Annotated in this window: 24 protein-coding genes and 2 pseudogenes; 14 read left to right on the forward strand and 12 right to left on the reverse strand. The window is 69.8% G+C overall.

Features of this window, described 5'->3' with window-relative positions; genetic code table 11:
* The first annotated feature begins 3 nt into the window (after positions 1 to 3).
* Both MOQ72_RS30360 and MOQ72_RS30365 read left to right on the forward strand, forming a co-directional pair.
* Entirely contained in the window at positions 4 to 363 is a 360-nt protein-coding gene (locus MOQ72_RS30360) for a hypothetical protein (protein ID WP_242189173.1), read from the forward strand.
* A gap of 82 nt (positions 364 to 445) precedes the next feature.
* Positions 446 to 1,057 carry a DUF305 domain-containing protein gene (locus tag MOQ72_RS30365; RefSeq protein WP_242189174.1) on the forward strand — a complete coding sequence of 204 codons (612 nt, stop codon included), beginning with the start codon at positions 446 to 448 and terminating at the stop codon, positions 1,055 to 1,057.
* Between the two features lie 68 nt (positions 1,058 to 1,125).
* Here the strand turns inward: MOQ72_RS30365 and MOQ72_RS30370 are convergent, their stop codons facing one another.
* On the reverse strand, positions 1,126 to 1,407 hold the full coding sequence (locus tag MOQ72_RS30370) for a metal-sensitive transcriptional regulator (RefSeq protein WP_242189175.1): 282 nt from the start codon (positions 1,405 to 1,407) through the stop codon (positions 1,126 to 1,128).
* Positions 1,408 to 1,642: 235 nt separating this feature from the next.
* On the opposite strand from MOQ72_RS30370, the gene MOQ72_RS30375 reads away from it, so the two are divergent.
* The 3 genes from MOQ72_RS30375 to MOQ72_RS30385 all read left to right on the forward strand — a co-directional run bounded on the left by MOQ72_RS30375 (position 1,643) and on the right by MOQ72_RS30385 (position 4,425).
* Positions 1,643 to 1,927 carry a WhiB family transcriptional regulator gene (locus MOQ72_RS30375; RefSeq protein WP_242189176.1) on the forward strand — a complete coding sequence of 95 codons (285 nt, stop codon included), beginning with the start codon at positions 1,643 to 1,645 and terminating at the stop codon, positions 1,925 to 1,927.
* A gap of 392 nt (positions 1,928 to 2,319) precedes the next feature.
* A complete protein-coding gene (locus MOQ72_RS30380; protein ID WP_242189177.1) occupies positions 2,320 to 3,531 on the forward strand; it encodes a multidrug effflux MFS transporter in 1,212 nt (403 codons plus the stop codon).
* 84 nt (positions 3,532 to 3,615) lie between these two features.
* On the forward strand, positions 3,616 to 4,425 hold the full coding sequence (locus MOQ72_RS30385) for an SAM-dependent methyltransferase (RefSeq protein ID WP_242189178.1): 810 nt from the start codon (positions 3,616 to 3,618) through the stop codon (positions 4,423 to 4,425).
* Here the strand turns inward: MOQ72_RS30385 and MOQ72_RS30390 are convergent, their stop codons facing one another.
* Positions 4,426 to 4,698, reverse strand: coding sequence for a GlsB/YeaQ/YmgE family stress response membrane protein (locus tag MOQ72_RS30390; RefSeq protein ID WP_242189179.1), 273 nt, complete (start codon positions 4,696 to 4,698; stop codon positions 4,426 to 4,428).
* Positions 4,699 to 4,734: 36 nt separating this feature from the next.
* Positions 4,735 to 4,929: a hypothetical protein gene (locus MOQ72_RS30395; protein WP_242189180.1), complete on the reverse strand. Its 195-nt coding sequence runs from the start codon at positions 4,927 to 4,929 to the stop codon at positions 4,735 to 4,737.
* 13 nt (positions 4,930 to 4,942) lie between these two features.
* Here MOQ72_RS30395 and MOQ72_RS30400 point away from each other — a divergent pair.
* Positions 4,943 to 5,562: pseudogene (locus tag MOQ72_RS30400) on the forward strand (hypothetical protein).
* Between the two features lie 36 nt (positions 5,563 to 5,598).
* On the opposite strand, the gene MOQ72_RS30405 reads toward MOQ72_RS30400, so the two are convergent.
* Both MOQ72_RS30405 and MOQ72_RS30410 read right to left on the reverse strand, forming a co-directional pair.
* Positions 5,599 to 7,014 carry a Na+/H+ antiporter NhaC family protein gene (locus tag MOQ72_RS30405; protein WP_242189181.1) on the reverse strand — a complete coding sequence of 472 codons (1,416 nt, stop codon included), beginning with the start codon at positions 7,012 to 7,014 and terminating at the stop codon, positions 5,599 to 5,601.
* 120 nt (positions 7,015 to 7,134) lie between these two features.
* Positions 7,135 to 8,133 (reverse strand): LacI family DNA-binding transcriptional regulator, encoded by a 999-nt coding sequence (locus MOQ72_RS30410; protein ID WP_242189182.1) that lies wholly within the window; start codon positions 8,131 to 8,133, stop codon positions 7,135 to 7,137.
* A gap of 123 nt (positions 8,134 to 8,256) precedes the next feature.
* Here MOQ72_RS30410 and MOQ72_RS30415 point away from each other — a divergent pair, with 123 nt between their 5' ends.
* From MOQ72_RS30415 to MOQ72_RS44720, 4 genes and pseudogenes are all read left to right on the forward strand, one after another.
* The gene (locus tag MOQ72_RS30415) at positions 8,257 to 9,612 is read left to right on the forward strand and encodes a class-II fumarase/aspartase family protein (RefSeq protein WP_242189183.1); all 1,356 of its coding nucleotides are present in this window, start codon (positions 8,257 to 8,259) and stop codon (positions 9,610 to 9,612) included.
* Positions 9,612 to 10,784, forward strand: a complete 1,173-nt coding sequence (locus MOQ72_RS30420; protein WP_242189184.1) for an enolase C-terminal domain-like protein — start codon at positions 9,612 to 9,614, stop codon at positions 10,782 to 10,784. The genes MOQ72_RS30415 and MOQ72_RS30420 overlap by 1 nt, the downstream gene beginning before the upstream one ends.
* A gap of 197 nt (positions 10,785 to 10,981) precedes the next feature.
* Positions 10,982 to 12,010 (forward strand): annotated as a pseudogene (locus MOQ72_RS30425) (SLC13 family permease); the annotation flags it as partial.
* A 92-nt stretch (positions 12,011 to 12,102) separates the two neighbouring features.
* On the forward strand, positions 12,103 to 12,399 hold the full coding sequence (locus MOQ72_RS44720) for an anion permease (RefSeq protein WP_308197994.1): 297 nt from the start codon (positions 12,103 to 12,105) through the stop codon (positions 12,397 to 12,399).
* On the opposite strand, the gene MOQ72_RS30430 is transcribed toward MOQ72_RS44720, so the two are convergent.
* Positions 12,371 to 13,546, reverse strand: a complete 1,176-nt coding sequence (locus MOQ72_RS30430; RefSeq protein ID WP_242189185.1) for an extracellular solute-binding protein — start codon at positions 13,544 to 13,546, stop codon at positions 12,371 to 12,373. The genes MOQ72_RS44720 and MOQ72_RS30430 overlap by 29 nt on opposite strands.
* A gap of 105 nt (positions 13,547 to 13,651) precedes the next feature.
* On the opposite strand from MOQ72_RS30430, the gene MOQ72_RS30435 reads away from it, so the two are divergent.
* Together MOQ72_RS30435 and MOQ72_RS30440 are read left to right on the forward strand one after the other, a co-directional pair.
* The gene (locus MOQ72_RS30435; RefSeq protein WP_242189186.1) at positions 13,652 to 14,701 is read left to right on the forward strand and encodes a LacI family DNA-binding transcriptional regulator; all 1,050 of its coding nucleotides are present in this window, start codon (positions 13,652 to 13,654) and stop codon (positions 14,699 to 14,701) included.
* On the forward strand, positions 14,698 to 15,876 hold the full coding sequence (locus tag MOQ72_RS30440) for a cytochrome P450 (protein WP_242189187.1): 1,179 nt from the start codon (positions 14,698 to 14,700) through the stop codon (positions 15,874 to 15,876). Before MOQ72_RS30435 ends, MOQ72_RS30440 begins: the two co-directional genes overlap by 4 nt.
* Here the strand turns inward: MOQ72_RS30440 and MOQ72_RS30445 are convergent.
* The 5 genes from MOQ72_RS30445 to MOQ72_RS30465 are packed head-to-tail and all read right to left on the reverse strand — an operon-like array spanning position 15,854 to position 21,137.
* Positions 15,854 to 16,744, reverse strand: a complete 891-nt coding sequence (locus MOQ72_RS30445) for an NAD-dependent epimerase/dehydratase family protein (RefSeq protein WP_242189188.1) — start codon at positions 16,742 to 16,744, stop codon at positions 15,854 to 15,856. The genes MOQ72_RS30440 and MOQ72_RS30445 overlap by 23 nt on opposite strands.
* Positions 16,729 to 18,252 carry a class I adenylate-forming enzyme family protein gene (locus MOQ72_RS30450; RefSeq protein WP_242189189.1) on the reverse strand — a complete coding sequence of 508 codons (1,524 nt, stop codon included), beginning with the start codon at positions 18,250 to 18,252 and terminating at the stop codon, positions 16,729 to 16,731. Before MOQ72_RS30450 ends, MOQ72_RS30445 begins: the two co-directional genes overlap by 16 nt.
* The gene (locus tag MOQ72_RS30455; RefSeq protein WP_242189190.1) at positions 18,245 to 19,399 is read right to left on the reverse strand and encodes a cytochrome P450; all 1,155 of its coding nucleotides are present in this window, start codon (positions 19,397 to 19,399) and stop codon (positions 18,245 to 18,247) included. The genes MOQ72_RS30450 and MOQ72_RS30455 overlap by 8 nt, the downstream gene beginning before the upstream one ends.
* A complete protein-coding gene (locus MOQ72_RS30460; RefSeq protein ID WP_242189191.1) occupies positions 19,396 to 20,142 on the reverse strand; it encodes a glycosyltransferase family A protein in 747 nt (248 codons plus the stop codon). Before MOQ72_RS30460 ends, MOQ72_RS30455 begins: the two co-directional genes overlap by 4 nt.
* On the reverse strand, positions 20,139 to 21,137 hold the full coding sequence (locus MOQ72_RS30465) for a 3-oxoacyl-ACP synthase III family protein (protein WP_242189192.1): 999 nt from the start codon (positions 21,135 to 21,137) through the stop codon (positions 20,139 to 20,141). The genes MOQ72_RS30460 and MOQ72_RS30465 overlap by 4 nt, the downstream gene beginning before the upstream one ends.
* A 325-nt stretch (positions 21,138 to 21,462) precedes the next feature.
* On the opposite strand from MOQ72_RS30465, the gene MOQ72_RS30470 reads away from it, so the two are divergent.
* Complete coding sequence (locus tag MOQ72_RS30470; protein ID WP_242189193.1) at positions 21,463 to 22,188, forward strand: FadR/GntR family transcriptional regulator; 726 nt, start codon at positions 21,463 to 21,465, stop codon at positions 22,186 to 22,188.
* A 32-nt stretch (positions 22,189 to 22,220) separates the two neighbouring features.
* Here MOQ72_RS30470 and MOQ72_RS30475 read toward each other — a convergent pair whose 3' ends face one another.
* Positions 22,221 to 22,529: a hypothetical protein gene (locus MOQ72_RS30475; RefSeq protein WP_242189194.1), complete on the reverse strand. Its 309-nt coding sequence runs from the start codon at positions 22,527 to 22,529 to the stop codon at positions 22,221 to 22,223.
* Between the two features lie 299 nt (positions 22,530 to 22,828).
* On the opposite strand from MOQ72_RS30475, the gene MOQ72_RS30480 reads away from it, so the two are divergent.
* Positions 22,829 to 23,140, forward strand: coding sequence for a hypothetical protein (locus tag MOQ72_RS30480; RefSeq protein WP_242189195.1), 312 nt, complete (start codon positions 22,829 to 22,831; stop codon positions 23,138 to 23,140).
* Positions 23,141 to 23,146 lie beyond the last annotated feature (6 nt).

Raw genomic sequence — 23,146 nt, forward strand, 5'->3', positions numbered from 1 at the left:
CCCGTGCGAGCTCGGTCGGAGCTGATCAAGTGGGGACTGCTGGTGGTCCTCGCGCTGTGCGTGGTGCTGATGCACCACGTGCCCGCGCAGCACGACCAGGCCCATCCTCCCGCAGCGGTCGCGACGCATTCCGCGATGGCGGCCGAGCACAGCGCCCCGTCTCCGATGCCGGATCACGGCCTGTTGCACCTGTGCCTGGCGATCGCCGCTGGGTTCGTCCTGCTCCTGCTCCCGCTGCTGCGCCGCATCGCCAGCGCGTTGGCCGAGCCGTCGAGGCTGCTCATGCGGACGGCGCTCGAGCAGCTCCGACCGCCCACCCCGGTACCTCGTCGCCTCGCGGTTTTGTGCGTGCTCCGGCGCTGATGGACAGCTGAACAGCCGCGGACCCGATGCCGTGGCTGGACCCGCCATGTCTTGATTCAGCGCACGAAAGACGAGGAAAACCATGAAACGCACACGCGTGCTCAGCATCGCGATCGGCGTGGTCGCGGCAGCGGCCGTGCTGGCCGGTTGCGGTGGTGGCGAGGACATGGGCAACATGCCCGGCCACGGAGCGCCGACCAGCACGGCCCAACCGGAGGGCAGCGGCCAAGCCGCGCACAACGCGGCCGACGTGACCTTCGCGCAGGGCATGATCCCGCACCACCAGCAGGCGATCGAGATGGCCCGGCTGGCGCCGGAGCGCGCCCAGTCCGAGGAGGTCAAGAACCTCGCCCGGCAGATCGAGGCCGCGCAGGGCCCGGAGATCGAAACGCTCACCGGCTGGCTGCGCGACTGGGGTGCCGCGGAGTCCATGCCCGGTATGCAGCACGGTGACATGGGCCACGGCGGCATGATGTCGGACGAGGAGATGGGTCAACTCAGCCAGGCTCGGGGCGCGGACTTCGACCGGCAGTTCCTGGCGATGATGATCAAGCACCACGAGGGCGCGGTCGCCATGTCGCAGACCGAGCTGAGCAGCGGCCAGTTCCCAGCGGCCAAGCAACTGGCCCAGCGGATCATCGACACCCAGCAGGCCGAGATCAACACCATGCGGGGTCTGCAGTCCCAGACCTGATCGGATGACGAGTGAGGGGCACCCGTGACCAAGTAACTGGGTCACGGGTGCCCCTCACCTCGTCTCGTTCAGGATTTGACGAGCCGGGCGATGGCTTCGCTGGCCTCCCGCACCTTGTCGTCGGCGTTCCGGCCGCCCTCGGCCAGGGCTTCGGCCACGCAGTGCTTGAGGTGCTCGTCCAGCAGCCGCAGCGACACCGCCTGCAGCCCCTTGGTCGCCGCGGAGATCTGGGTCAGGATGTCGATGCAGTACTTGTCTTCCTCGATCATCCGGGCCAACCCGCGGATCTGCCCCTCGATGCGCGCCAGGCGCTTGAGGTAGTTGTCCTTGTCCTGGGTGTATCCGTGCATCTCCCGCTCCCATCACCGGCCAGCCGCTCAAGCGTACCGACGACCGGAAGCGCGACAGCCGCGTCGACCAGCGGACTTCTCGCGCCCGGACCGCACCTGTTGGCCAGATATGCGAACACATCGGTGAACTGGCCCGATCAACGGAGATCGTTGCCCGGCGCAGGTGTGCCGTCGCGCTTCGCCGGGTAGGGCAACTGGGCGCCAGCGAACCCCACCGTTACCGGAGGTGGTAGCAATGGCCGCAACAGCTCGGTTGCCCGAACCGGTCAGCGAAGCCTGGCACTGGCAACTCCACGCCGCCTGTCGCGAGCTGAGCACGAGCCGGTTCTTCCATCCGGAGAACGAACGCGGCAGCGCCCGGGACAACCGCGAACGGCGGGCGAAGCTCGTCTGCCACCAGTGCCCGGTGCTGCCGCAGTGCCGGGCGCACGCGCTGAAAGCCCGCGAACCCTACGGCGTCTGGGGCGGTCTGGGCGAACGCGAGCGGCGGGACCTCATCGCCCGCGGCCGAACCGCCTGACCGCATGTCCCTGTGCTGCCCAATGGAAATCCACGACGCGAATTCCGTTGGGCAGCACAATGATCAGTTCGGCGGCACTTGATTCTCTTCAGGTGGGGCCGGTCCGGAAAAATTCATTTGACATTCTCGCGGTACATCATTTTCGTCCACAGTGGATATTTAGCGACGTTAACCGTAACGTGCGCGAAACATGGCCTGGAACAACGTGTTCTCGCTGATGGCACACCGATGTAGTCCGCATCACAGCAGATTCAGCACGCCCTCGGGAACAAAACGATCGAGCCGCTTGCTGAAGCCCGAGTCAGTTTCTCCTCACCCACCCGCGGTGAATTCGAAAGGTAACGATGGACAACGTTGCGGTGCACAGCACACCTGCACACCGTGCGCATCCGGTGACCGATGAACCGACCGGATTCGACCGATTCCGGGTAATCCTGGTGCTGGGGGCGCTCATCGCCCTCGGACCCCTGACCATCGACATGTACCTGCCCGCGTTGCCCGCGATCGGCAACGACCTGCAGGCATCCGCTTCCACCGTGCAGCTGACCTTGACCGGCACGCTGCTCGGGCTGGGGCTGGGCCAGCTGTTGATCGGCCCGTTCTCCGACATCGTCGGTCGGCGAACTCCGCTGATCGCGGGCACCGCCCTGCACATCGTGGCCTCGCTGGCCTGCCTCGTCGCGCCGAACGTGCCGGTGCTGGGGACGCTGCGCACGCTGCAGGGCGTCGGCGCGGCCGCGGCCATGGTCGTCGCGCTGGCCGTGGTCCGCGACCTGTTCAGCGGGCGTGCCGCGGCCACCGCGCTGTCCCGGCTGATGCTGGTGATGGGCGTGGCGCCGATTCTCGCGCCGAGCCTGGGCGGCGCTCTCCTGCTGACCGGGTCGTGGCGCGGCGTGTTCGCCGCACTGGCGGTACTCGGCGTGATCCTGCTGGTCGTCGCGATCGTCGCGCTGAAGGAGTCGCTGCCGCCAGAACGCCGCCAAGCCGCGGAATTCCGGCCCGTGCTGCGCCTCTACCGGAACCTGCTCACCGACCGCGACTTCGTGCTGCTGGCGATCGTGGCGGCACTGGCGATGTCGGCGCTGTTCTCCTACATCTCCGGCTCGTCATTCGTGCTGCAGGAGCAGTTCGGGCTCAACCAGCAGGCATTCGGGCTGGTCTTCGGCGTCGGTGCGGTGGCACTCATCGGAGCTTCGCAGTTCAACGTCGTGCTGCTCAACCGGTACACGCCCAAGCAGATCGTCATCGGCGCGCTGGTCGCGGCCACGGTCGCCGGGCTGGTGCTGACCGTCCTGACCACCACCGAAACCGGCGGTCTGTTCGGCTTCATCGTCCCGTTGTGGCTGGTGCTGGGCGCGATGGGTTTCGTGCTGCCCAACGCCCCGGCCCTCGCCCTGTCCCGGCACGGCGAAGCCGCCGGAACCGCAGCAGCGCTGCTCGGCGCCGGGCAGTTCGGCCTCGGTGCGCTGATCGCACCGCTGGTCGGCGTCCTCGGCAACGACGGACCGGCGATGGCGATCACCATGACCGGCGGCGCGGCAGTCGCCCTGCTGGCCCTCGGCGTGGTGGTCAAGCTGGACCGGGCCAGCGAGCCCGCGATTTGACGTCGAGCGGGACACGCCACGACGGGCGGGATTAGCATCACGGCTGGGCGGTGGGCCGCACCGCCCAGCCGTGAGGAGGAACCGATGCCCGACCTGCCGCCCGAGTCGGATGACATCGACTTGGACAAGCCCAACGCGGCCCGCGTCTACGACTACTACCTGGGCGGTGACCACAACTTCGCGGTCGACCGGCAGATGGCTGAGGAAGCCATCCGGATGTGGCCGGAACTCCCGCTGATCATGCAGGCCAACCGCGCCTTCCTGCGCCGGGCCGTGCAGTACTGCACCGACCAGGGCATCCGGCAGTTCCTCGACCTCGGCTCGGGCATCCCGACCGTCGGCAACGTGCACGAGGTCGCCCAGCAGGCGGCGCCGGGCACCCGCGTGGTCTACGTGGACACCGATCCAGTCGCCGTCGCGTACAGCAAAAACCTCCTGCGGGACAACCCGAACGCCGCGATCGTACGAGCTGACCTGCGAGAACCGGACAAGGTGCTGGCCGCACCGGAGGTCTCCGAACTGCTCGACCTGAGCCAGCCGCTGGCGGTGATGATGGTCGCGGTGCTGCACTTCGTCGGCGACGCGGACCAGCCGGGCGCCATCGTCGCCCGGTACCGGGACGCGTTGGTCCCCGGAAGTTTCCTGGTCATCTCGCACGCCACCGACGAAGGGCGGCCCGACGTCGCCGCGTCCCACGCCGATCTCTACCGGCAGCGCACCGCCACGCCGATGACGATGCGCCCGCATGCCGCCGTCACCGGGTTCTTCGAAGGATTCGAACTGGTGGAGCCCGGTGTGGTGCACCTGCCGCTGTGGCGGCCCACCGCCGCGACCGATGTCGGGGCGCGCCCCGAGCGGTTCACCGGGCTGGCCGGTGTTGGCCGCAAGCTCTGATCAGGAGCGGATCCTGCGCTTGCGGCCGGTGATCTTGTTGTAGATCACCAACACGATCACCGCGCCGATGACCGAACCGATCCAACCCGCCGGTTGGAAATCGCGGATCCCCACCGTGAGCAGGCCGAACAGGAAGCCGCCGACCACCGAGCCCGCGACGCCCAGCAGGATCGTCCGGATCAGGCCGATGTCGTCCTTGCCGGGAACCAACGCTCGGGCGATGAAACCGGCGATCAAGCCGAAGACGATCCAGCCGAGGATTGTGAAGAACACCGCAGTCACCCTGTCTCGATCGAAGATCTCTTGCGTTCAGGGTACCCGTGTCCGCGGCGCTGGTCGGGTCACGAAGCCGATCGATGGGCCACCGATCATCAAGAACCCGTAGCTCATGCTGAACAGGGCCAACGCCATCCACTGCGACGGGGCCAGCACCGCGAGCGCGATCACCGACGCCAGCAGCATGCCGAGCACCAGCGGCGTTTTCCGCACCACCGTCACACTCACGCCGGAGTTCCACATGCGCGATCGCGCGGCCACCCCGGAGCTCGGCGCCGAAATCGTCCGCACCGTCGACAAAGCGGCGCGCTACTACGCGGTGCTGGGGCACGCCAGCATCGCACCGGGCAATGTGGACGGTGGGCTCACCACAATCGAGGAGAAGTCGATGGGCGCGTACGCCAAGAGCGGGTCGTCGCGGATCCGGGGCATCCTGAAACCGGGTGATGTGCCGCCCTCCGCCGGGCTGTACCTGCTGGACGTGGTTCCCGACGGCGAGCCACGGTACGGCTACCCGAACATGAACGACACCGTGGAGATCGTGGAGCTCATCGCCTGCGGCCGCACGTCGTCCTGTTCACCACCGGGCGGGGCTCGGTGGTCGGCTCGGCGATCTCGCCGGTGGTGAAGGTGTGCGCGAACCCGGACACCTACCGCCGGATGAGCGGCGACATGGACGTCGACGCCGGGCGGATCCTGGAAGACGCGGCAACGCTCGACGAGGTCGGCGCTGAGATCGTCGACGTCATCGCCGACTGCCTGCACGGCGAGCCGACCAAATCCGAAGCGCTGGGGCACCAGGAGTTCCAACTCGGCTACAAGACCTTCGAACCCATCGGCCCCGCCTGCCTCGCCGGATGATGAGGGCTGCTCACCCGAACTCGCACTGTGACGTGGCTACCGGGTTTCGAAGAAGAGGATCGCCGCGTACATCAGGCAGCACGGCACTAGTAGCGCGAAGCCGGTCAACAGGGTGTTCTTCAGGTTCGTCGACCTCGCCAGGCTCATCGCACCGACCATGTTGGCGTTCGGGAACGGTCCGTAGGTGTCCGCCTTGGACGCGAACAGCAGGACCACGACCCAGGCGCCCGCACCGATTCCGACGCTCGCCGCCAAGCCGCCGAAGACCTTGTCCAGCAACACCACCTGCGCGGCGGTCGCACCCGGCACACCGACCCAGCCGAGGACGGCGATGAGCAGCGCGAACACGAACGGCGACAGGCCCCGCATGCTGGTGCCGTAGGTGTCGAGCAGCACCTGGAACGGCTGCAGCGCGTCGATTCCGGCGAACAGCACGGCCAGTAGCCAGAACAGCAGGAAGACATGCACCAGCCGGGCCGCGCCCGCGTACATCTGCGCGGCGATCTGGGTCGGGCCGAGCCCACCGGCCAGTCCCGCCACGATGCCCAGCACCGGCAGCGCGAGCAACGGGAACGTGGTACCTGCCCCGGAAACGACGGCGTAGCAGACGCTGGCGACCAAGGCGATGGCGAATGCCGCGGTCGCGCGGCCACGGCCCGCCACCGGGTTCTCGTCGGTGGCACCAAGATCCGCTGCATCGTAATGGTCTGCCGCGCCTTCGGTGCGCCGCTGCATCCACGGCACTATCAGCAGACCCGCGACCAGCGACAACACCGCCAGCGGCCCCGCGCCATAAAGCAGGTACAGCGGGTAGCCGACCTCGGCGGCGCTCATGATCGCGACGTTGGATCCGGCGAACGGTGCGAGCGCGAGACCTGCGCAGCCGCCGATGAACATCATCGACGCCGTCGCAGAGCGGGTGAAGCCGAGTCGGGCGACCACCGGCAGCAGCAGCGGCGCGGCGATCGCCAGCGCACCGGCCAGCGTGCCGAGGCTGGCGACGAGGACGAGGCAGGAGAGCATCACGCCGAGCGTCGCGGCGGTGCGGTTGCGCTCCCCGACCACGCGCATCACCCCGCGCACGATGGTTGCCGCGATACCGGTGGTGCGCAGGATCTCGCCGACCCCGGCTCCGAGCATGATCACCATGCCGATCACGGTGACCTGGTCACCGAGCGATTCGCCGAGCAGGTCACCGATCTGCGCCGGAGTGGGCAGCATGATCAGCAGCGCGGAGATCACCGCGATCACGGTGGCCACCACGATGTCCATGCCGACCAGCGCGAGCACGGCGTAGAGCACGATCGGCACCAGCCCCCACAGCGTCGGGGCCTGCACGAACGGACCCACCACCGCGGATAGGGCCAAGCCGGTGACGGCACCGGCGGTGCCGATCAGCGCACGGCTTCGGGACCTGCCAGCATCGACGGGCGAACTGTCCACAGTGCTCATTCGGGGCCGCTTTCGGTGGTGCTGGCAGGACTCGTCCGGCATCGGCCGGGATCGCGGATCAGCCCGACCCGCGACGGCGGTAGGCAGATCATCCAGGGCGTCGACCGATTCGTCCAGGACTCATCCGGCCGTCGAGGCCCGGATCTTCAGCTCGCCGGTCAGGCGCACGTGGGTCGGGGTGTCGCGGTGCGCCGGATCGGCCAGCCGGGCCAGCAGCAGTTGAGCCGTGATCATGCCCATCTCCGCCAGCGGCAACAGGTAGGTCGTGATGGGCGGGTCGCACACCTCCGCCCACTCCCGGTTGCCGAACCCGGCCAGCGCCATGTCGCCGGGGATCCGCAGCCCCGCTTCGCGGGCCGCGCGCAGCGCACCGAGCAGGAGTTGGTCGCTGGTGGCGAAGATCGCGGTCGGCCGGGGCCGCATGGTCAGGATCCGCTGCGCGGCGCTGGTGCCCCAGGACTGCGAAAGGGTTCCGGTCAGCACCAGTTCCTCGTCCAGCGGCAGGTCCGCGGCGCTCATCGCTGCGCGGATCCCGGCCAGCCGGTTGCGCGTCGTGCTGAACTTGGACTGGCCCATGATCACCGCGATGCGGGTGTGCCCGAGCGCCAGGAGGTGCTCGATCACCGACCGGGTCCCTTCGGCCTCGTCGCATTCCACCGTGTCGACGATCTTGGACCGGGATCGCCGGTTCATCTCCACCACTGGCAGCGGTGTCCCGTCCGGGCTCGGCGCCGCACCGGTCGACGAACTCGGCACCAGCACGATGCCGTCCACCTGGGCGCCGCGCAGCCGGGCGATCGCCTGCTCCTCGCGCACCGGATCGTTCTCCGTGGCGGCCAGCACCAGGCCATAACCGTGTTGTTCCAAGTGGTTCTGCAGGACTGCGGCGCTGGATGCGTAGAACGGGTTGAGGATGTCGGGCACCACCAGCCCGATGGTGTGGGTGCGGCTGCTGCGCAGGGCTTGCGCCAGCGCGTTCGGCCGGTAGCCGAGGCTTTCGGCGGCGGCCAGCACGCGGGATCGCGTCCGCTCGTCCACGTGCGGATGGCCGTTGAGCGCGCGGGAAACCGTCGACACGGCTAGGTCGAGCTGAACCGCGATGTCCTTCAGCCGAGCCATGCTGCAAACGTTACCAGCTTTGTTGCAGACGTTTTCCGAGGTCATCCCATTGACATCGGCATTTCGCTGGCATGAACTCTGGAATCGATTGTTGAACCGTCCTGGACAGGGAAGAGGCACCGCATGGGTTCCGCCGATCGTCGAACGCCCTTCGGGCTGCTGTCGCACCTCTACGGGGATCCCGCGATGGCGGCGATCTTCTCGGCGGAGTCCGCCGTGCAGTCCTGGCTGCGGACCGAGGCGGCGCTGGCCCGCGCCCAGGCCGAGGTCGGGGTGCTCACCGCCGCCGACGCCCAGGCGATCGCGGCTGCCGCACGGCTGGACAACATCGACCTCGACCTGCTCTGGTCGCAGGCGCGCAACGTCGGCTATCCGATCCTCGGGCTCGTCCGCCAGATCAGCGCCGCGCTGGACGGCCACGCCTCGGGGCGCGTGCACTTCGGCGCGACCACCCAGGACATCATGGACACCGGTCTCGCGCTCCAACTCGTCCAAGCGCTGGATCTGCTGACCGAGCGGGTGACCGAGTTCGGCGACGCGCTGGCCCGGCAGGTGGCCCGGCACCGGGACACCGTGCTGGCCGCCCGCACGCATGCCCAGCAAGCTGTTCCGACCACGCTCGGCGCAACGTTGGCAACGCTGCTGGAAGAACTGCGCCGACACCGGTCGCGGCTGGCCGAAGCACGACCCCGGATCGGTCTGATCTCCAGCCACGGCGCTGGCGGGACCTCCGCCGCGCAAGGCCCAACCGCATCCCAGGTGCGCGATCTGCTGGCTGCCGAGCTCGGGCTCACCACGACTGCGGTCCCCTGGCACACCGCACGTGACGGCGTCGCCGAGTTCGGTTGGCTGTGCAGCACGCTCGCTGGAACGTGCGCCCGCTTGGCGCGCAACGTCGCCGACCTGTCGCGCACCGAGATCGGCGAGGTGCACGAACCCGCCGGTCACCACCGCGGCGCCTCGTCGACGATGCCGCAGAAGGCCAACCCGATCTTCTCGGAGGCGATCATCGGGATGGCGGGAACCGCTGGTGCGCTGTCCTCGGCGCTGGTGCGGGCACAGGAAGCGGGCCACGAACGTTCCGCGGGCGAGTGGCAGATCGAGTGGGAAGTGGTACCGCAGCTCGCGGTCCTCGCCGGTGGCGCGCTGCGCCTGGCCGGTGAGATCGCTCGGGATCTCGTGGTGGACACCGAGGCCATGCGGCGCAACCTGGCGCAGGACGGCGGCCTGCTGATGGCCGAGGCGTGGATGATCAACCTCGCCGAGTCCCTCGGCAGGGAGACCGCGCACGACCTCGTCTACACGGCGGCGCGGGAGGTGCGCGAGGGCGGCGGCGCGCTCGGCGAAACCGTGCAGCGGCTCGCGGCTGAACGCGGCATCACCGTGCGGGTCGAGGGCCTCGAACCGGACTCCTACCTCGGCGAAGCCGGGCTGATCTGCGACACAGCCGTCGCCCGGTGGGAGAAAGACGAGCTCTGATGCGGATCAAGGAGCTGCGGGAGCAGACCGTTCGGCTGGACGGGGACATCGCCAACTCGTCGGTGAACTTCGCCGAGCACACGGTGTCAGTGGTCGCGGTGATCAGCGACGTGGTGCGCGGCGGACGACCGGTGGTCGGGGTGGCCTTCGACTCCATCGGGCGCTTCGGCCAGGGCGGCATCCTCCGGGAGCGCGTCTTCCCCCGGCTGATGGCGGCCGAACCCGGCGAACTGCTCGCCGAAACCGGCGATCGGTTCGACCCGGCGGCCGTGGCGCGGATCGCCGCCCGCAACGAGAAGCCGGGTGGGCACGGTGACCGCGCCGCCGCGATCGCCGCCGTGGAGCTGGCCTTCTGGGACCTCAACGCCAAGCTCGCCGACGAACCCGCGTACCGGCAGATCGCTCAGCACTTCGCCCGCCCCTTGCCGTCCACGGTGGACGTCGATGTCTACGCGGCCGGTGGTTACTACGTCCCCGGCGAGGGCACCGCGCGGATCGCCGAGGAATTCCGCCGTTACCAGGACCTGGGGTTCACCGCGTTCAAGATGAAGATCGGCGGCGCACCGCTGGTCGAGGACCAGGCCCGCATCGAAGCGGCCCTGACCGTGGCTGGCTCCGGGGACAAGCTCGCGGTGGACGCCAACGGGCGCTTCGACATCGACACCGCGCTGCGCTACGCCGAAGCCATCGCGCCGTACCAACTCCGCTGGTACGAGGAGCCGGGCGATCCGCTGGACTACCGGCTCAACCGCCGGATCACCGCGGCCGGTGCGCTGCCGGTGGCCACCGGGGAGAACCTGTTCTCCATCGCGGATGTGCGAAACCTGGTGCGGCACGGTGGAATGCGCCCCGGCAGGGACATCTTCCAGATGGATGCCGGACTGTCCTACGGCCTCGTCGAATACGCCGAGATGCTGACCGTGCTGGAGGAGCACGGGTTCGACCGCGGACAAGCGCATCCGCACGGCGGCCACCTGATCAACCTGCACATCGTCGCCGGACTCGGGCTCGGTGGCTGCGAAGCCTATCCCGGCGTGTTCCAACCCTTCGGCGGCTATCCGGCGGGCTGCCTGCTGGGCGCTGGCAAGGTCCGGCCGACCGAGGAACCCGGCTTCGGCCTGGAAACCAAACCCGGCCTGCGCGAAGTGCTCGCCGAACTCCGCGCCCCCTGACGAACCGAGCCGCGTCGGAGCAAGAACTCAGCGTTGAGGAGAATCTTGTGAACACACCGTCCAGCCCCGCACCGACCACCTCGCCACCGGACGAACTGCTGTCCCCCGCCGAGCAGCGCTTCGAACGGCGCCGCAACACCGCTGGCCTGGTCCTCGGCCCCGCGATCCTGCTGGTTTTGCTGCTGGTACCGCTGGGCATGGAGCCGCACCAGCAGCGGCTGCTCGCCGTGCTGGGCTTCGTCATCGTCATGTGGATCACCGAGGCGCTGCCGATCCCGATCACCTCGATCGTCGGGCTCTGCCTGTGCATCCTGCTGCAGGTGCCGAGCGTGGAATCGGCCGGTGACGCGGCGGACGTGGTCTTCGGCGCGTTCTCCTCGTCGACGATCTTCCTGGTCATCGGCGGTTTTCTGATCGCCCGCGCGATGACCGTGCACAGGCTCGACCGCCGGTTCGCCCTCTGGGTGCTGGCGCTGCCCGGTGTCACGCGCAGCACCTCGCGCGTCATCATCGCCTTCGGCGCGATCGCCGCCGCGATCTCGGCCTTCGTGTCGAACTCGGCCGCCGCGGCGATGCTGCTGCCCATCGGTGTCGGCATCGTCCGGGCACTCGGTCCCGCGGTGACCGGCGCGGACTCCGGCAAGCGAAGCCGCTTCGCCACCGCGACGATGCTGGTGATCGCGTACGGGGCGAGCATCGGCGGGCTGCTGACACCGATCGGTTCCACCGCCAACATCCTCGGCCGCGACCTGCTCTCCGAGGCGACCGGCCGGGAGATCACCTTCGCCCAGTGGAGCGCCACGACCGCGCCGATCGTGCTGCCGATGTTCGTGGCGATGTGCCTGATCACCCTGTGGCTGAACCGCCCGGAAACCCGGCGCCTGCGCACTGCGGCGAGCTACGTCGCCGAGCAGCGCCAGTCCCTCGGCCGGATGTCGCGCGGTGAACGCAACACCACCTGCGCGTTCGTCCTGGCGGTGCTGTGCTGGATCGGCCCCAGCGCGCTGGCACTGGTGGTGGGCCAGGAATCCGCGAGCTACGAATCCGTGGCCGGTCGATTGGACGAAGGTGTGGTCGCCGTGGTGGCCGCGGCACTGCTGTTCGTCCTGCCGGTGGACTGGCGCGCCCGGCGGTTCACGCTGAGCTGGACCGAAGCCGCCAAGATCGACTGGGGCACCGTGCTGCTGGTGGGTGCGGGCCTGTCCCTGGGCACCTTGATGAAGGACACCGGCTTGGCGAAGGTGATCGGCGAGTCGATGGCCGCCGCCACCGGGGTGTCGAGCCTGTTCACCTCACCCTGCTCGCCGTGGTCATCGCGGTGCTCATCTCGGAGACCACCAGCAACACCGCCAGCGTCGGCATCGTCGTGCCGATCGTGGTGCCGATCGCGGCCGCGGTCGGCGTGTCCCCGGCGATCCCCGCGATCGCGGCGGTCTTCGGCGCCTCCTACGGCTTCATGCTGCCGGTGTCCACCCCGCCGAACGCGATCGTCTACGGCTCGGGCATGGTGCCGATCACCCGGATGATCCGCACCGGGGCGACCTTCGACGTCGTCGGCATCTGCCTCGTCGTGCTCGGCACCCTGCTCATGGTCCCGCTGGTCGGCCTGGCGTGACCAGCGGCGAACCCGATTCCGGGCGGACCGACCCGTGCTCGGCATACGTCGCGGTCCAGACCTCGTTGCAGCGGGAGACGATTTCCCGTGCCGTCACGCCGCGCCGGACCATCCGGTGGATCTCCTCGGCGACCCGGCGGTGCACCACCGGGTAAGCGACATCCCGCGGCCGCGCGAAGGCCCGGTCCAAGGTTCGCAGGGTCGCGGAGAAGAACCCGCCCGCCGCCGCGTCCACGTCCGGATCGGTCCACGCCGCCCGGTTGCCGGGCTGGCCACCCGCTCGGACGTATTCGCCGCGCTGGCACTCGGCGCTGACGGCATGTGCCAAGAACCGGGCGGCGGCGAGGGTCTTCTCGCTGGTCGCTGAGATCGCCAGGCCGATGCCGTCGAACAGCGAACCCGCCAGGGCACCGTTGGGCGAGGGGATGTCCGCGTAGCGGAGTTCGCGGGCGTAGCTCACGTCGCCGAACACCATCGGCGCGTAGGCCACTGCACCGGTGGACATCGCCTCCAACGCCTCGACCGCGCCGACGTCGAGCGACCAGGGCTCGACCAGTTTCAACAGGTGCAGCAGCCGCTCGGCGGCCGGAACCGCCACGTTGGGGTCCAGCCCGGTGCCGTCCAGCCAGCCGCTGCCGCCGAGCTGCGCGCACAGCGTCAGCAGACTGCACAGCAGATGGATCGGATCGGCGGGTAGCACGGCCTTGTGCCCTGGGGGCAGCGCCTTCAGGCAGGCCGTCACCTCGTCCCAGGTAACCGGTGGGATGTGCCAGCCGAGCAGATCGGCGCGGTAGGCGGAGACTTGGGCAGTGGCGTCCACCGCCACCGCCCACTGGCTGCCTGCCCAGGTGTAGCTGGCGAAGCTCGGACCGACGCTGCTCTCCCGCTGCTGCGCCAGCACATGTGCGGGCAGCACCGTCTCCAGCGGTACCAGCGCGGCGTCGGCGTGCGCCTGGCCGATGTAGGGGTGCTCCATCGCGATCAGGTCGTACTCGTTGGCTCGGTGGGCGCCCTCGAACTCCGCGGGCGACACCCGGTCCCAGTTGATCCGCACGCCGGGATGCCGCCGCGCGTAACCGGCCGACACCGCCTCCAGGCAGCCGAGGCCGCGCTGGTGGCTCCATGCCATGCCGTTCAGCACCGTCATCGGGCAACCTCCTCCGTGGGACCGAGCCGCGGAGATCTCCGGCACGGGCGCCCGGATGGCCACGAGTTGGTAAACCGATTTATCGCAACCGGTATGCTCGCCGACGTGTCGGAGCGCTGTCAACCCGCCGACCCGCCGCCGCCCAGCAACGGCCGGGCCAAGATGAGCGACGTGGCCCGCATCGCCGGGGTGAGCCAGGCCGTGGTGTCCCGGCTGCTGCGCGGCGATGAGACGCTGCGGATCCGGGATGAGACCCGCGACCGCGTGTTGGCGGTGGCCGCTGAACTGCGGTACACGCCGAACGAGGTCGCGCGGGCGCTGCGCCGCGCCGAGTCGAGCATCATCGGAATGGCAGTGCACGACACCAGCAACCCGGTGTACAGCGACATCCTGGTCGGCGCGCAGCAAGAGGCCAGCGCTTCCGGATACGCCCTGCTGCTCGCCGACGCCGAGGAACTGGCGCGCAGCGACCGGACCTTCGAGCGCATCGTGCGCGGCAAGCGCATCGACGGGCTGCTGTTGCAGCGCGGCCGGAGCACCGCTGATGTCACCATCCCCAAAGTCGCCGCAACGCGCCTGCCGTTGGTGCTGGTCAACGACCGGACACGCGGTGAGATCGGCAGTGTGGCGCTGGACGATGACGCCGCGACCTACCTGGCGACCCGGCATCTCGTCGAGCTCGGGCACGTCGCGATCGCGCACCTCAAGCTCGGCTCGCCGAACGCCCGCTCCGAGGCGCGTGTCCGGGGCTGGCGCCGGGCGCTGCGAGAGGCCGGGCTGCCGGACGCGCCGCAACTGCGCGGCGGGCACACACCTGAGGAAGGCGCGGCGGCGCTGCACCGCCTGCTCGCGGTTGACAGCCTGCCAACCGCCGTCGTGGTCAGCAACGTGCTCGCGGCGGTGGGCGCGATGACGGCGGCACGCGAAGCGGGACTGCGGATTCCGGATGATCTGTCCATTGTGGCCGTGCACGACGTCTTCTTCGCCATGCACCTCTCGCCGCCGCTGACCGTGGTCCGGCTCCCCCTGCGCGAGCTGGGGCGACGCTCGGTCGCCGCGATCCTCCGGCAGCTCGACGGCGGCCCGCCGCAGCACGAGATCATCGACGAGCCCGCGCCGGAGCTGGTCGTGCGCGGCTCCACGACCAAGCGATGAGCCGCGCGCAGTGGCACGAGGCCCGGTTGCTGTGGTCGAGTCGACCCGCGCTGTTCGTGCTGTTGCGGCTCGCCGGGCTCGGCGGTCCGATCCGGCGGGTGCCCAAGCTCGGTTGGCTGGTGAGCGATCCGGTGCTGGCTCGCCGGATCCTCAACGACAGCGCGCATTTCACGCTGCTCGGCGAAGGCGGCGTCGGACATCTGTGGGCGCAGGTGCTCGGCGACTACGTGTACCGCATCTTCGACGGTCCGGGGCATGCCGACCTGCGTTCGCGCGCCCGCGACCTGTTCACCGACGCCACCGCGCGTCCGCTGGTGCGCCGGGTGTTCGATCCGGCGTTGCAGCCCGCGGTGGACCGGTTGCGGGCCGGTGTGGTGGTCGATCTGGCCGACCTGTCGCGGGTGCTGGTCGGACGGATGATGGCGGATCTGCTCGGGCTGGATCTGCCGCCGGAGGACGAGCACTACCGAGCCGTGTTCGGCACCGGCGAGCGGCTGGCGAAGCTGGCGTTGGGCAGCGCCGCGTCCACCGAACTGCCGCCGGAGGTGGTCGCGCAGGCCAAGCCGATCATCGCCGCGCTCACCCGCAACGTGCCCATCGCCCATGCCGAAGCACCTGCCGAAACGCTGTTGGGACGCTGCCGGGAACTCGGTCTGTCGCTGGAGGAGACCTCGGGATTGGCGGCGCTGCTCATGGTGGCGGGCACCGAAACCGCCGCCACCGCGATGACCCGCACCGTCGCCCTGCTGCACGACACCGGCCAGCAGCACCAGCTGCGCGAGTCTCCCGAGCTGCTGCCGGATGCGGTGCGCGAAGGCTTGCGGGTGACCACTCCCGCTCCGCTGATCGGCCGCAGCGTAAGCGCGGACGTGGTGGTGCGCGAGGCCCTGCTGCGGGCCGGTGAGCGCGTCATGCTGCTGACCTACGTGGCCAACAACCGCGTCGGGCGCTTCGACATCAACCGGCCTTACGTGCCGGAGAACCGCCAGCTCTGGTTCGGCGCCGGGCGGCACCTCTGCCTCGGCGCCGCACTGGCGAGGGCGGAGATCTCCCATGCGCTGCAAGCACTTCTGGACGCCGGGCCGATCCGGGTGGTGTCCCGGCGCCCGGCCCGCGGGGTGCTCATCCCGTCCTACGCAGAGCTGCGCATCGCTACCACTCGCGCGCCCCGGTGAACGACGTCGGCGACGGCCGGTAGCCGAGGTCGCGCCGGGCGGCGGTGATGTCGAGGGTGCGTTCGAAGCCGAGGTGGCTCACCGCGTAGCGGCTCAGCTGCGCCAATCTCGGCGGGCGCCAGGTGTTTTCGGCAACCGCAGCCAGCAACCACGCCAGGCGCACCGGCAGGTGCCGGATGCGGACGTGGAGTCCGCGCTCGGCGAAGATCTCGGGCAGCGCCTCCTCCAGGACTACCGGTTCGGCGTCGGCGACGTTGTAGGTGCCGGGTTTCGCCGTCGGGGCACACGCGAGCAGCACCGCGTCTGTCAGGTTGTCTATCGAGGTCAGCGAATGCCGGGTGCGACCGTCGCCGACGATCACCAGGTTGCGGCCGCGGATCGCGCCGAGCAGCCGGGGCAGCAACGTCGTGTCGCCAGGCCCGTAAACGGCGTGCGGGCGCAGCACGACGGTGTTCGGCCGATAGGTCAGCAGCCGCTCGGCCGCGGCCTTGGACTCGCCGTAGGCGTTGAGGTACCGGGCGACCGGTGCCGCGCTCTCGTCGGCGTTGACCGTGGCGGTGAACGGGTCGTACACGCTCGCGGTCGAGACGTGCACCAGGCGCGTTCCGGGGAAGGTGTCCGCCACGTTCCGGGTACCGTCCACATTGGTCCGCCACATCGCTGCCGACTCGGTCTCGTCGGCGACCGATGCCGCCGCGTGCACGACGGCATCGACTTCCGGCGGATCCGCCAGTGGACCGCTGGTGATGTCCCAGTGGCGCACGCCGGGTCGCCTCCCGAAGGGGTGCACCTGCCATCCCCTGGCCTCGGCGGCGCGGCACACCGCGCTGCCGACGAATCCGGTCGCACCGGTCACCGCGATCCGCACCGGCCCACCATCGCCCGCAACGCGTTCCGGTCGAGTTTCCGAGTCCGCCCCGATACCGGAAGTCCTTCCACCACAACGACTTCATCGGGCAGCGCGGCGGCATCGATGAGCTGGGGCAGCGCGGCGCGGACCGACTCCGCCAGCCCCGGTCGGGTGCCCACCAAGGCGAGCACGATCCGTTCGTCGCCGATCTCGTCCGGCACGCCCACCATCGCAGCCGCCTCTACACCCGGCAGCGCGGCGATCGACGGTTCGTAGAGTCCCGGATAAACATTGGTCTTCCCGCGCAGGATCATGTCCTTCTTCCGACCGATCAAGACGATCCCGCCGTCCTCGATGCGCGCCAGGTCACCCGTCGCGTGCTCGGTCAGCGGCGGCTGGCCCAGGTAACCGCGACACATGTTCGGCCCCGAAACCACCAGCTCACCGTCCTCAGCCACGCGTGCTCGCACGCCGGGCAACGGCTCCCCCACCAAATCGCCCTCGCCTTGGTAGCTCAGCTTGTCAGCGGCAGAGGTCACTGCGATGGGCAGGATCTCGGTCATCCCGTAGACCGCCAGGAACTCGACGCCGGGAAGCGCCGCTTGCGCCCGGCGCAGCAGTGGCGGCAACACCGGCGCGGCACCGAGCAACACCTGGCGCAGCGAATGCGGCCACGCGACGTCTCCGCGCTCCGCCGCGTCCAGGAGGGTGGCCAAGTCGGCTGGCACCAGGAAGGTGTGCGTGGCGGTGGAAAGTCCGCTGGCCACCGAGGAAAGGTCGGCGGTGGGCGAGAATCCGTAGCGCGGCATCGTCCAGTGCGCACCCGCGACCAGGCTCGGCAGGCCCAGCAGGAACTGATCGGTGTGCACCCGCGCGCCTGGCGCCAGCGAGCAACGGGACGCCAGTACTTCCAGGGCCGCGCCGAGCGAACCTCGGGTGTGCACAACGGCTTTCGGATCGCTCGTGGTGCCAGCGGTGAACACCACGACGGCGTCCTGATCCTCCGCCGCTGGCCAGTCCGGCGACGACCGGGCGGTGGGCTTGGCCAGCGCCTTCGCCGACACCGCGCGCAGCGGAGCACCGGGCAGCCACGGCCCGGACCGCACGTGCCGCACCGGCAGGGCCGAATAGTCCGGCAGCAGCACGCCACGCCGCCGCGCCAGTGCCCGGCCCGGTCCCGGCGCACTCGCCGCGTACAGCAGCGATTCGGCGGCCGCCCACGCTGGCCGGGTCAGATCCAGGCGGCTGGCGAACAGTTCCGGCCCGGAACCGGGATCGATGAACACCACCGTGCCACCCGCCGCAACCGTGCCCAGCGCCAGCACCACCGCCGCCGGGCCGGGCCGCACCGAGAACAGCATCCGGTCGCCCGACCGAAATCCCTTGCCCCGCAACCGATCCGCCGTCGCAGCGACCTGCCGCAGCAGGTCCGCATAGGTCAGCGTGTGCCCCGACGGTCCGGTCAGCGCTGGAGCCGAACCGTGCCGCCGACCCGCGTCGAGGACCTGCGCGAGCAGATCAGACACGGCGCACCACCAGCCTCCGGTACGCCGGGATCAGCACCCGCCGCGCCACCTCGCGGTCCACGACGACAACCGGACCGGCGTCGAGCAGGGTGTCCAGCACGGTCCGGATCTCCGCGCTGGCCAACGGCATGCCGAGGCAGAAGTGCGGTCCCGCACCGAACCAGAGCCGCTGCACCGCAGGCGGATGCGGGCGATCCGGATCGAAGGCACCGAGGCCCTTGGCCGCCGAGATCGTCGCGATCACCACCCGGTCGCCGGACCGCACCCGCACTGTCGCGAGCGTGCGCTCGGCGGCCACGCTGCGCAGCATCACCGGCGACGGCACGGTGAACCGCAACGCCTCCGACACGACGTCATCGATGCGCTCCGGCTCGTCCACCAGTCGCGGCAGCCATCCGGTGTCATGGGTCAGGGCAACCAGCCGGGGCAGGTAGGACACCAGCGTTTCGGTACCGGTGAGCACGAACGCCGCGACCGCGCCCAGCGCTTCCCGCTCGGACAGGCCGAGTTCGCGCATCCGCCCTGGAACCGACTCCGGATCGCCGTGCGCGAACGCCTCCGCAGCCGGTTCGGTCAGCACTGACAACTCCGCCCGGCCACGCGCCACCTGCGCCGGGGTGAGTCGGGAGCGACCCAACCGCACCATCGAAGTCACCGCGGTGGTCGCTTCGAAGGCACGGGTGAAGCCCGCCCGATCGGTCCGCAGCCCGACCAGTTCGCAGATCACCGCACCGGCCAGATCCCGCACCACCGGCACCAGGTCGACGCAACGTCCAGCGGCGAGCCGGGTGCGCAGCGCCGCCATCGGCTCGGCTGCCACCCGCATGCACAGCCGGTCGACGAAGCGCGGCGTGAACAGCCCGGACAGGGTCCGGCGCAGCCGGGTGTGGTCGGCACCTTCCATGTTCAGCAGGACCGATGGCCCGACCACCGGCGTCCACAAGTCCGCGGGCGAGCCCGGCCCGGTCTTGGTGAACCCCTCGGTGTCGGTGAGCACTTCGCGGGCCAGCACCGCGTCGCTGACCACGACACCGACGCGCGGCACCCGGACCACCGGCGCGATTCGCCCGATGCCGCGCACCAGCGGATACGCCAGCGGGTGCGCGCCGAGCTGCACCCGCCGCTCCCACCGCGCCGCGACGCTCACCGGATGTCCACCAACTCCGGCCGATAGCGATGATCCGCGTACCAGGCGAGGGTTTTCAGCAGACCCCAGGCACGAACCCGACGAACCGAGCCACGCACCACGACATCCCGACGCAACCCATAATCTGCGGTGAGCAGCCGCACCGCGTTGACCAACGCGCGATCCTCGTGCACATCCTCGATCTTGGTGCGCGGAAACCCGCCCGAACGCACGTAAAGCTCGCTGGTGATCGCGATGTTGCAGCCCGGTGCCATCACGTACGGCCCCAGGTAGCGCGAATCCCGGTTACCGGGCCGGACCTTGCCGAACGCGCTGGCCAGCTCGACAGCGCCGACCAGCAGCCACCGCTGCCAGGCGGGCACGCCTTCGTCGGTGCGCGGCAGCAACTGCCCGGCTACCAGGCACAGTCCCGACGCGAAGGCGGCGTTGATGCGCTGCGTCCAATCCCGCGCGGGCAGGCAGTCCGCATCGGTGCGCGCGAGCCGGACCGCGCCTCTTCCCACCGCGAACCGCATGCCGGTGTCCGCGGCCGCGCCGGTGCCCTTCTCCGGCTCGTGCACCAGGTAGACCCACGCGCGGGTCCGGGCGAACTCGGCGACGACCCCGGCCGTCGCATCCGTCGACCCGTTGTCCACGACGACCAGGCTGAAGCTGGAATCCCGTTGCGCGGCAAGGGCTTCCAGCGTCGCCGTGATGCCCGCCGCCTCGTTGTAGGCGGGCACCACCACCCACAGCCCGGTCATAGCCGGATCACCACGATTCCCAGGCTGACACCGCCCGCCATGCCCACCAACGCCACCAGGTCGCCCGGCCCGCACCGGCCGAGCTGCTGTGCGACGGCCAGCTGCAACGGCAGGCTCACAGAAGCCGGATTGCCGTGCTGGCCGATGGTGACCACCAGCTTGTCGGCGGGCACCCCGGCGCGCTCGGCGAAAACATCGAGGTACGGCACGGAAACCTGGTGCACGCACACCACGGCGAAGTCCGACCAGCTGAGCCGGAGCCGATCCAGCGTCTCGTCCAGCACACCGGTACCCAGCCGCAGGAACGCGGACTTCAACCGTCCGCCGTCCATCGCGAAGTAGGTGTACTCGGGATCGCGCGGATGCGCCGAACCCCCGCACGGCAGCGTGCCCACCTGCCACTGCGTCGAATCCGCGCTGAAGCCGCTGCCGAGCACCCCGGCCCGCCCGCGCGTGAGCAGCAACGCCGCGCCCGCGTCGGAGAGCGTGTAGCCGGGAAAGACGCGCAGGAAGGTCCCGATGTCCGGCACCCGCCACCGGATCGCCCTCGACGGCGACTCCCCGCTGACCAGCAGCACCCGTCGATATCGACCGGCGGTGATCAGCGCGTCGGCGACCTCGATGCCGTTCAGCACGCTGTTGCAGGCGTTCTTCACATCCATCACCGGGGCGCGCAGTTCCAGCTTGGCGGCCACGATGTGCGCGGTGGCCGGTTCGACCATGTCCTGGCTGGCCGAGGCGAACAGCAGCAGGTCGATCTCGTCGGCCGAGGTGCCGGTCTCCGCGAGCAGCTTGCGCGCCGCCGCCACCGCCAGATCCGAGGCTTGCTCCGCGTCGCCCATCACGTGCCGCGACTCGATGCCGGTCAGCCGGTGGATGATCCCCGTCGGTGGCCGAAATGGCGCGCTTTCCGCTGCGATCCGCCGTTCGACCTCGGCTGTGCTGATCTCCCGCTCCGGCAGGTGCACCGCGACCCCGGCCAGCTGCGCTCTCATCGGTCTCCTCCCTGAGAACTTGGCCTTCCGGACTTGTTCTGCGTACCGCAGCGCGAGTGGTGGAACTGCCGATTTCACGCGAAATCGCCGCTGCGCGCGAGGACCGCGTGCCGGTTTCGCGCGAAATCGCCCATCCCACCCGCTGGGGAGTGGCGCCGCACGGCAGCTTCGCGGAAAGGTTCCAAGACTTGGGCGACGGTACAACGGGACGCGCGCCACGAACCTGAGTAGAGCTACTTAACTCTTCCGAGTGACTCGGCGGCGACCTTAAACTCCGGGTGCGGTCAGGCGATATGACCATTGAACCCTCGGAGGTGGATGCGGAATGTGGGAGCGGCTGTCGCCGGGCTCGGTCGCCGACCAGGTCGAGCGGCAGATCACGCAGGCCATCGACTCGGGCCGGTACGCCCCCGGCGACCGGTTGCCTCCGGAGCGCGAGTTCGCCGAACTGCTCGGGGTGAGCCGACCAACGGTGCGCGAGGCGATCGGCGCGCTGAAGGCCAGAGGTGTGGTCCGGGTGCTGCACGGCCGTGGTGTGTTCATCGCCGAACCCGAGACCGCCCGCGAACTCCGCGAGGCCCTGGCCACCCAGCGCCACTCCATCAGCGAACTGTTCGCGATGCGCGAGGTGCTTGAGGTGCCCGCCGCTGGCTGGGCCGCCGAACGCCAGGACCCCGCCGCGCTGCAACGGATTTCGGACGTGCTGCGGAGCATGCAGAAAGCCGCGGAGGAAGTGCCGCGCGACTTCGACCGGCTCCAACAGCTCGACGCCGCCTTCCACCTGGCCATCGTGGAGGCCGCGGGCAACAAGTTCCTCCAGCAGACCCTCGGTGTCCTGCAGGACATCCTGCACGAAGGCATGCAGACGACGCTGATGGTGCCGGGGCGGGTGGAGAAGGCTCGCGAAGACCACCAGCGAATCCTGGACGCCCTGCTCGCCGGAGACCCCGAAGCCGCCCGGCAGGCCGCGCTGCACCACGTGCACGCGGCCCGCGCCACCGCCATGCAGCGCCTGGCGGAACGAGCCGAAGACGATCGGGGCGGCCGCTGATCAAGCCAGGCGCGCAGGATGTCCTCGCCGGATCAAAGCGAATCTGATTCGCGCAACGGGTGCGCCGCGCGGGCGCGATCCAGCAGGCTGCGCACGCCCGCCACGACCTCGACGTCGTGATCGGCGAGCCAGGTCAACATCGCGTGATCGCGACTGTCCAGATCGACACCGTCGAGCGGAGCCCGCAGCGTCGCCAGGTTCACCGCGCACCTGCGGGACCTCGCCTCCCGCCCGTCGCGCACCGCGTCCTGCGCCCAGGACGAATTCGCGAACTGCAACAGCCGACGCGCGCTCCGGTCGGCGGAACCGGCATCCAGCGACTTCTCCACGGCACCATCCATGGCAGCGGCTCCCGCCTGCGTCATCCCGACTTGTGTTCTGGACTACCACCACGGCGGAACACCTCAAGGGGCCAAAGTCCCCACGATTCGCCCCAGCCGGTGCGAACCCCCGAAACGGCGCCCGCGACCAGGCGTGCATTCCGACGATGTTGCCGCTTCCCCACTCGGTCGGCCAGCTACCCGCCGCAGGAAGATCGACAACGCCGCAGTTCATGGGCTACCCCACCGACCAAGGACTACCCATGTGGGTGATGTTCGGCGGCGAAAAAGATTCCTTGCAGCGCCTAGACTTCCGGCTCGTGACTGCACGACCGCACACCTCGACCGAGGCAGCGCTGCGCGACGCGGTGGACACAGCCCTGATCGACTTGCTCACCGCGAGGCACAGCCCCGCCGCACGGGCCAACCGGGAACTGGCCCGCGCGGTCGACCTGCTCGACCAGCACCCCCAGATCGAGATCACCGCCGACGCGGCGAGCGCAGTCCGCACCGCCGCCCAACAACTCGCCCACGGCTCCCGAGACGAAGCCCGCACCGCCCTGGTAACCGCCCGCGGCCAGCTGGCCGCTCCCGGCTCACGGCTCAACGCCGCATCCCGCGACGCCGACTGAGCAGCG

Source organism: Saccharopolyspora soli, assembly GCF_022678645.1.
In the GTDB taxonomy this organism is placed as follows: Bacteria; Actinomycetota; Actinomycetes; order Mycobacteriales; family Pseudonocardiaceae; genus Saccharopolyspora; species Saccharopolyspora soli.

Coding starts and splice junctions, on each gene's coding strand:
- MOQ72_RS30365 (WP_242189174.1), top strand. CDS start 446: ATGAAACGCACACGCGTGCTCAGCATCGCGATCGGCGTGGTCGCGGCA.
- MOQ72_RS30370 (WP_242189175.1), bottom strand. CDS start 1,407: ATGCACGGATACACCCAGGACAAGGACAACTACCTCAAGCGCCTGGCG.
- MOQ72_RS30375 (WP_242189176.1), top strand. CDS start 1,643: ATGGCCGCAACAGCTCGGTTGCCCGAACCGGTCAGCGAAGCCTGGCAC.
- MOQ72_RS30385 (WP_242189178.1), top strand. CDS start 3,616: ATGCCCGACCTGCCGCCCGAGTCGGATGACATCGACTTGGACAAGCCC.
- MOQ72_RS30405 (WP_242189181.1), bottom strand. CDS start 7,014: ATGAGCACTGTGGACAGTTCGCCCGTCGATGCTGGCAGGTCCCGAAGC.
- MOQ72_RS30410 (WP_242189182.1), bottom strand. CDS start 8,133: ATGGCTCGGCTGAAGGACATCGCGGTTCAGCTCGACCTAGCCGTGTCG.
- MOQ72_RS30415 (WP_242189183.1), top strand. CDS start 8,257: ATGGGTTCCGCCGATCGTCGAACGCCCTTCGGGCTGCTGTCGCACCTC.
- MOQ72_RS30420 (WP_242189184.1), top strand. CDS start 9,612: ATGCGGATCAAGGAGCTGCGGGAGCAGACCGTTCGGCTGGACGGGGAC.
- MOQ72_RS30430 (WP_242189185.1), bottom strand. CDS start 13,546: ATGACGGTGCTGAACGGCATGGCATGGAGCCACCAGCGCGGCCTCGGC.
- MOQ72_RS30440 (WP_242189187.1), top strand. CDS start 14,698: ATGAGCCGCGCGCAGTGGCACGAGGCCCGGTTGCTGTGGTCGAGTCGA.
- MOQ72_RS30460 (WP_242189191.1), bottom strand. CDS start 20,142: ATGACCGGGCTGTGGGTGGTGGTGCCCGCCTACAACGAGGCGGCGGGC.
- MOQ72_RS30465 (WP_242189192.1), bottom strand. CDS start 21,137: ATGAGAGCGCAGCTGGCCGGGGTCGCGGTGCACCTGCCGGAGCGGGAG.
- MOQ72_RS30470 (WP_242189193.1), top strand. CDS start 21,463: ATGTGGGAGCGGCTGTCGCCGGGCTCGGTCGCCGACCAGGTCGAGCGG.
- MOQ72_RS30475 (WP_242189194.1), bottom strand. CDS start 22,529: ATGGATGGTGCCGTGGAGAAGTCGCTGGATGCCGGTTCCGCCGACCGG.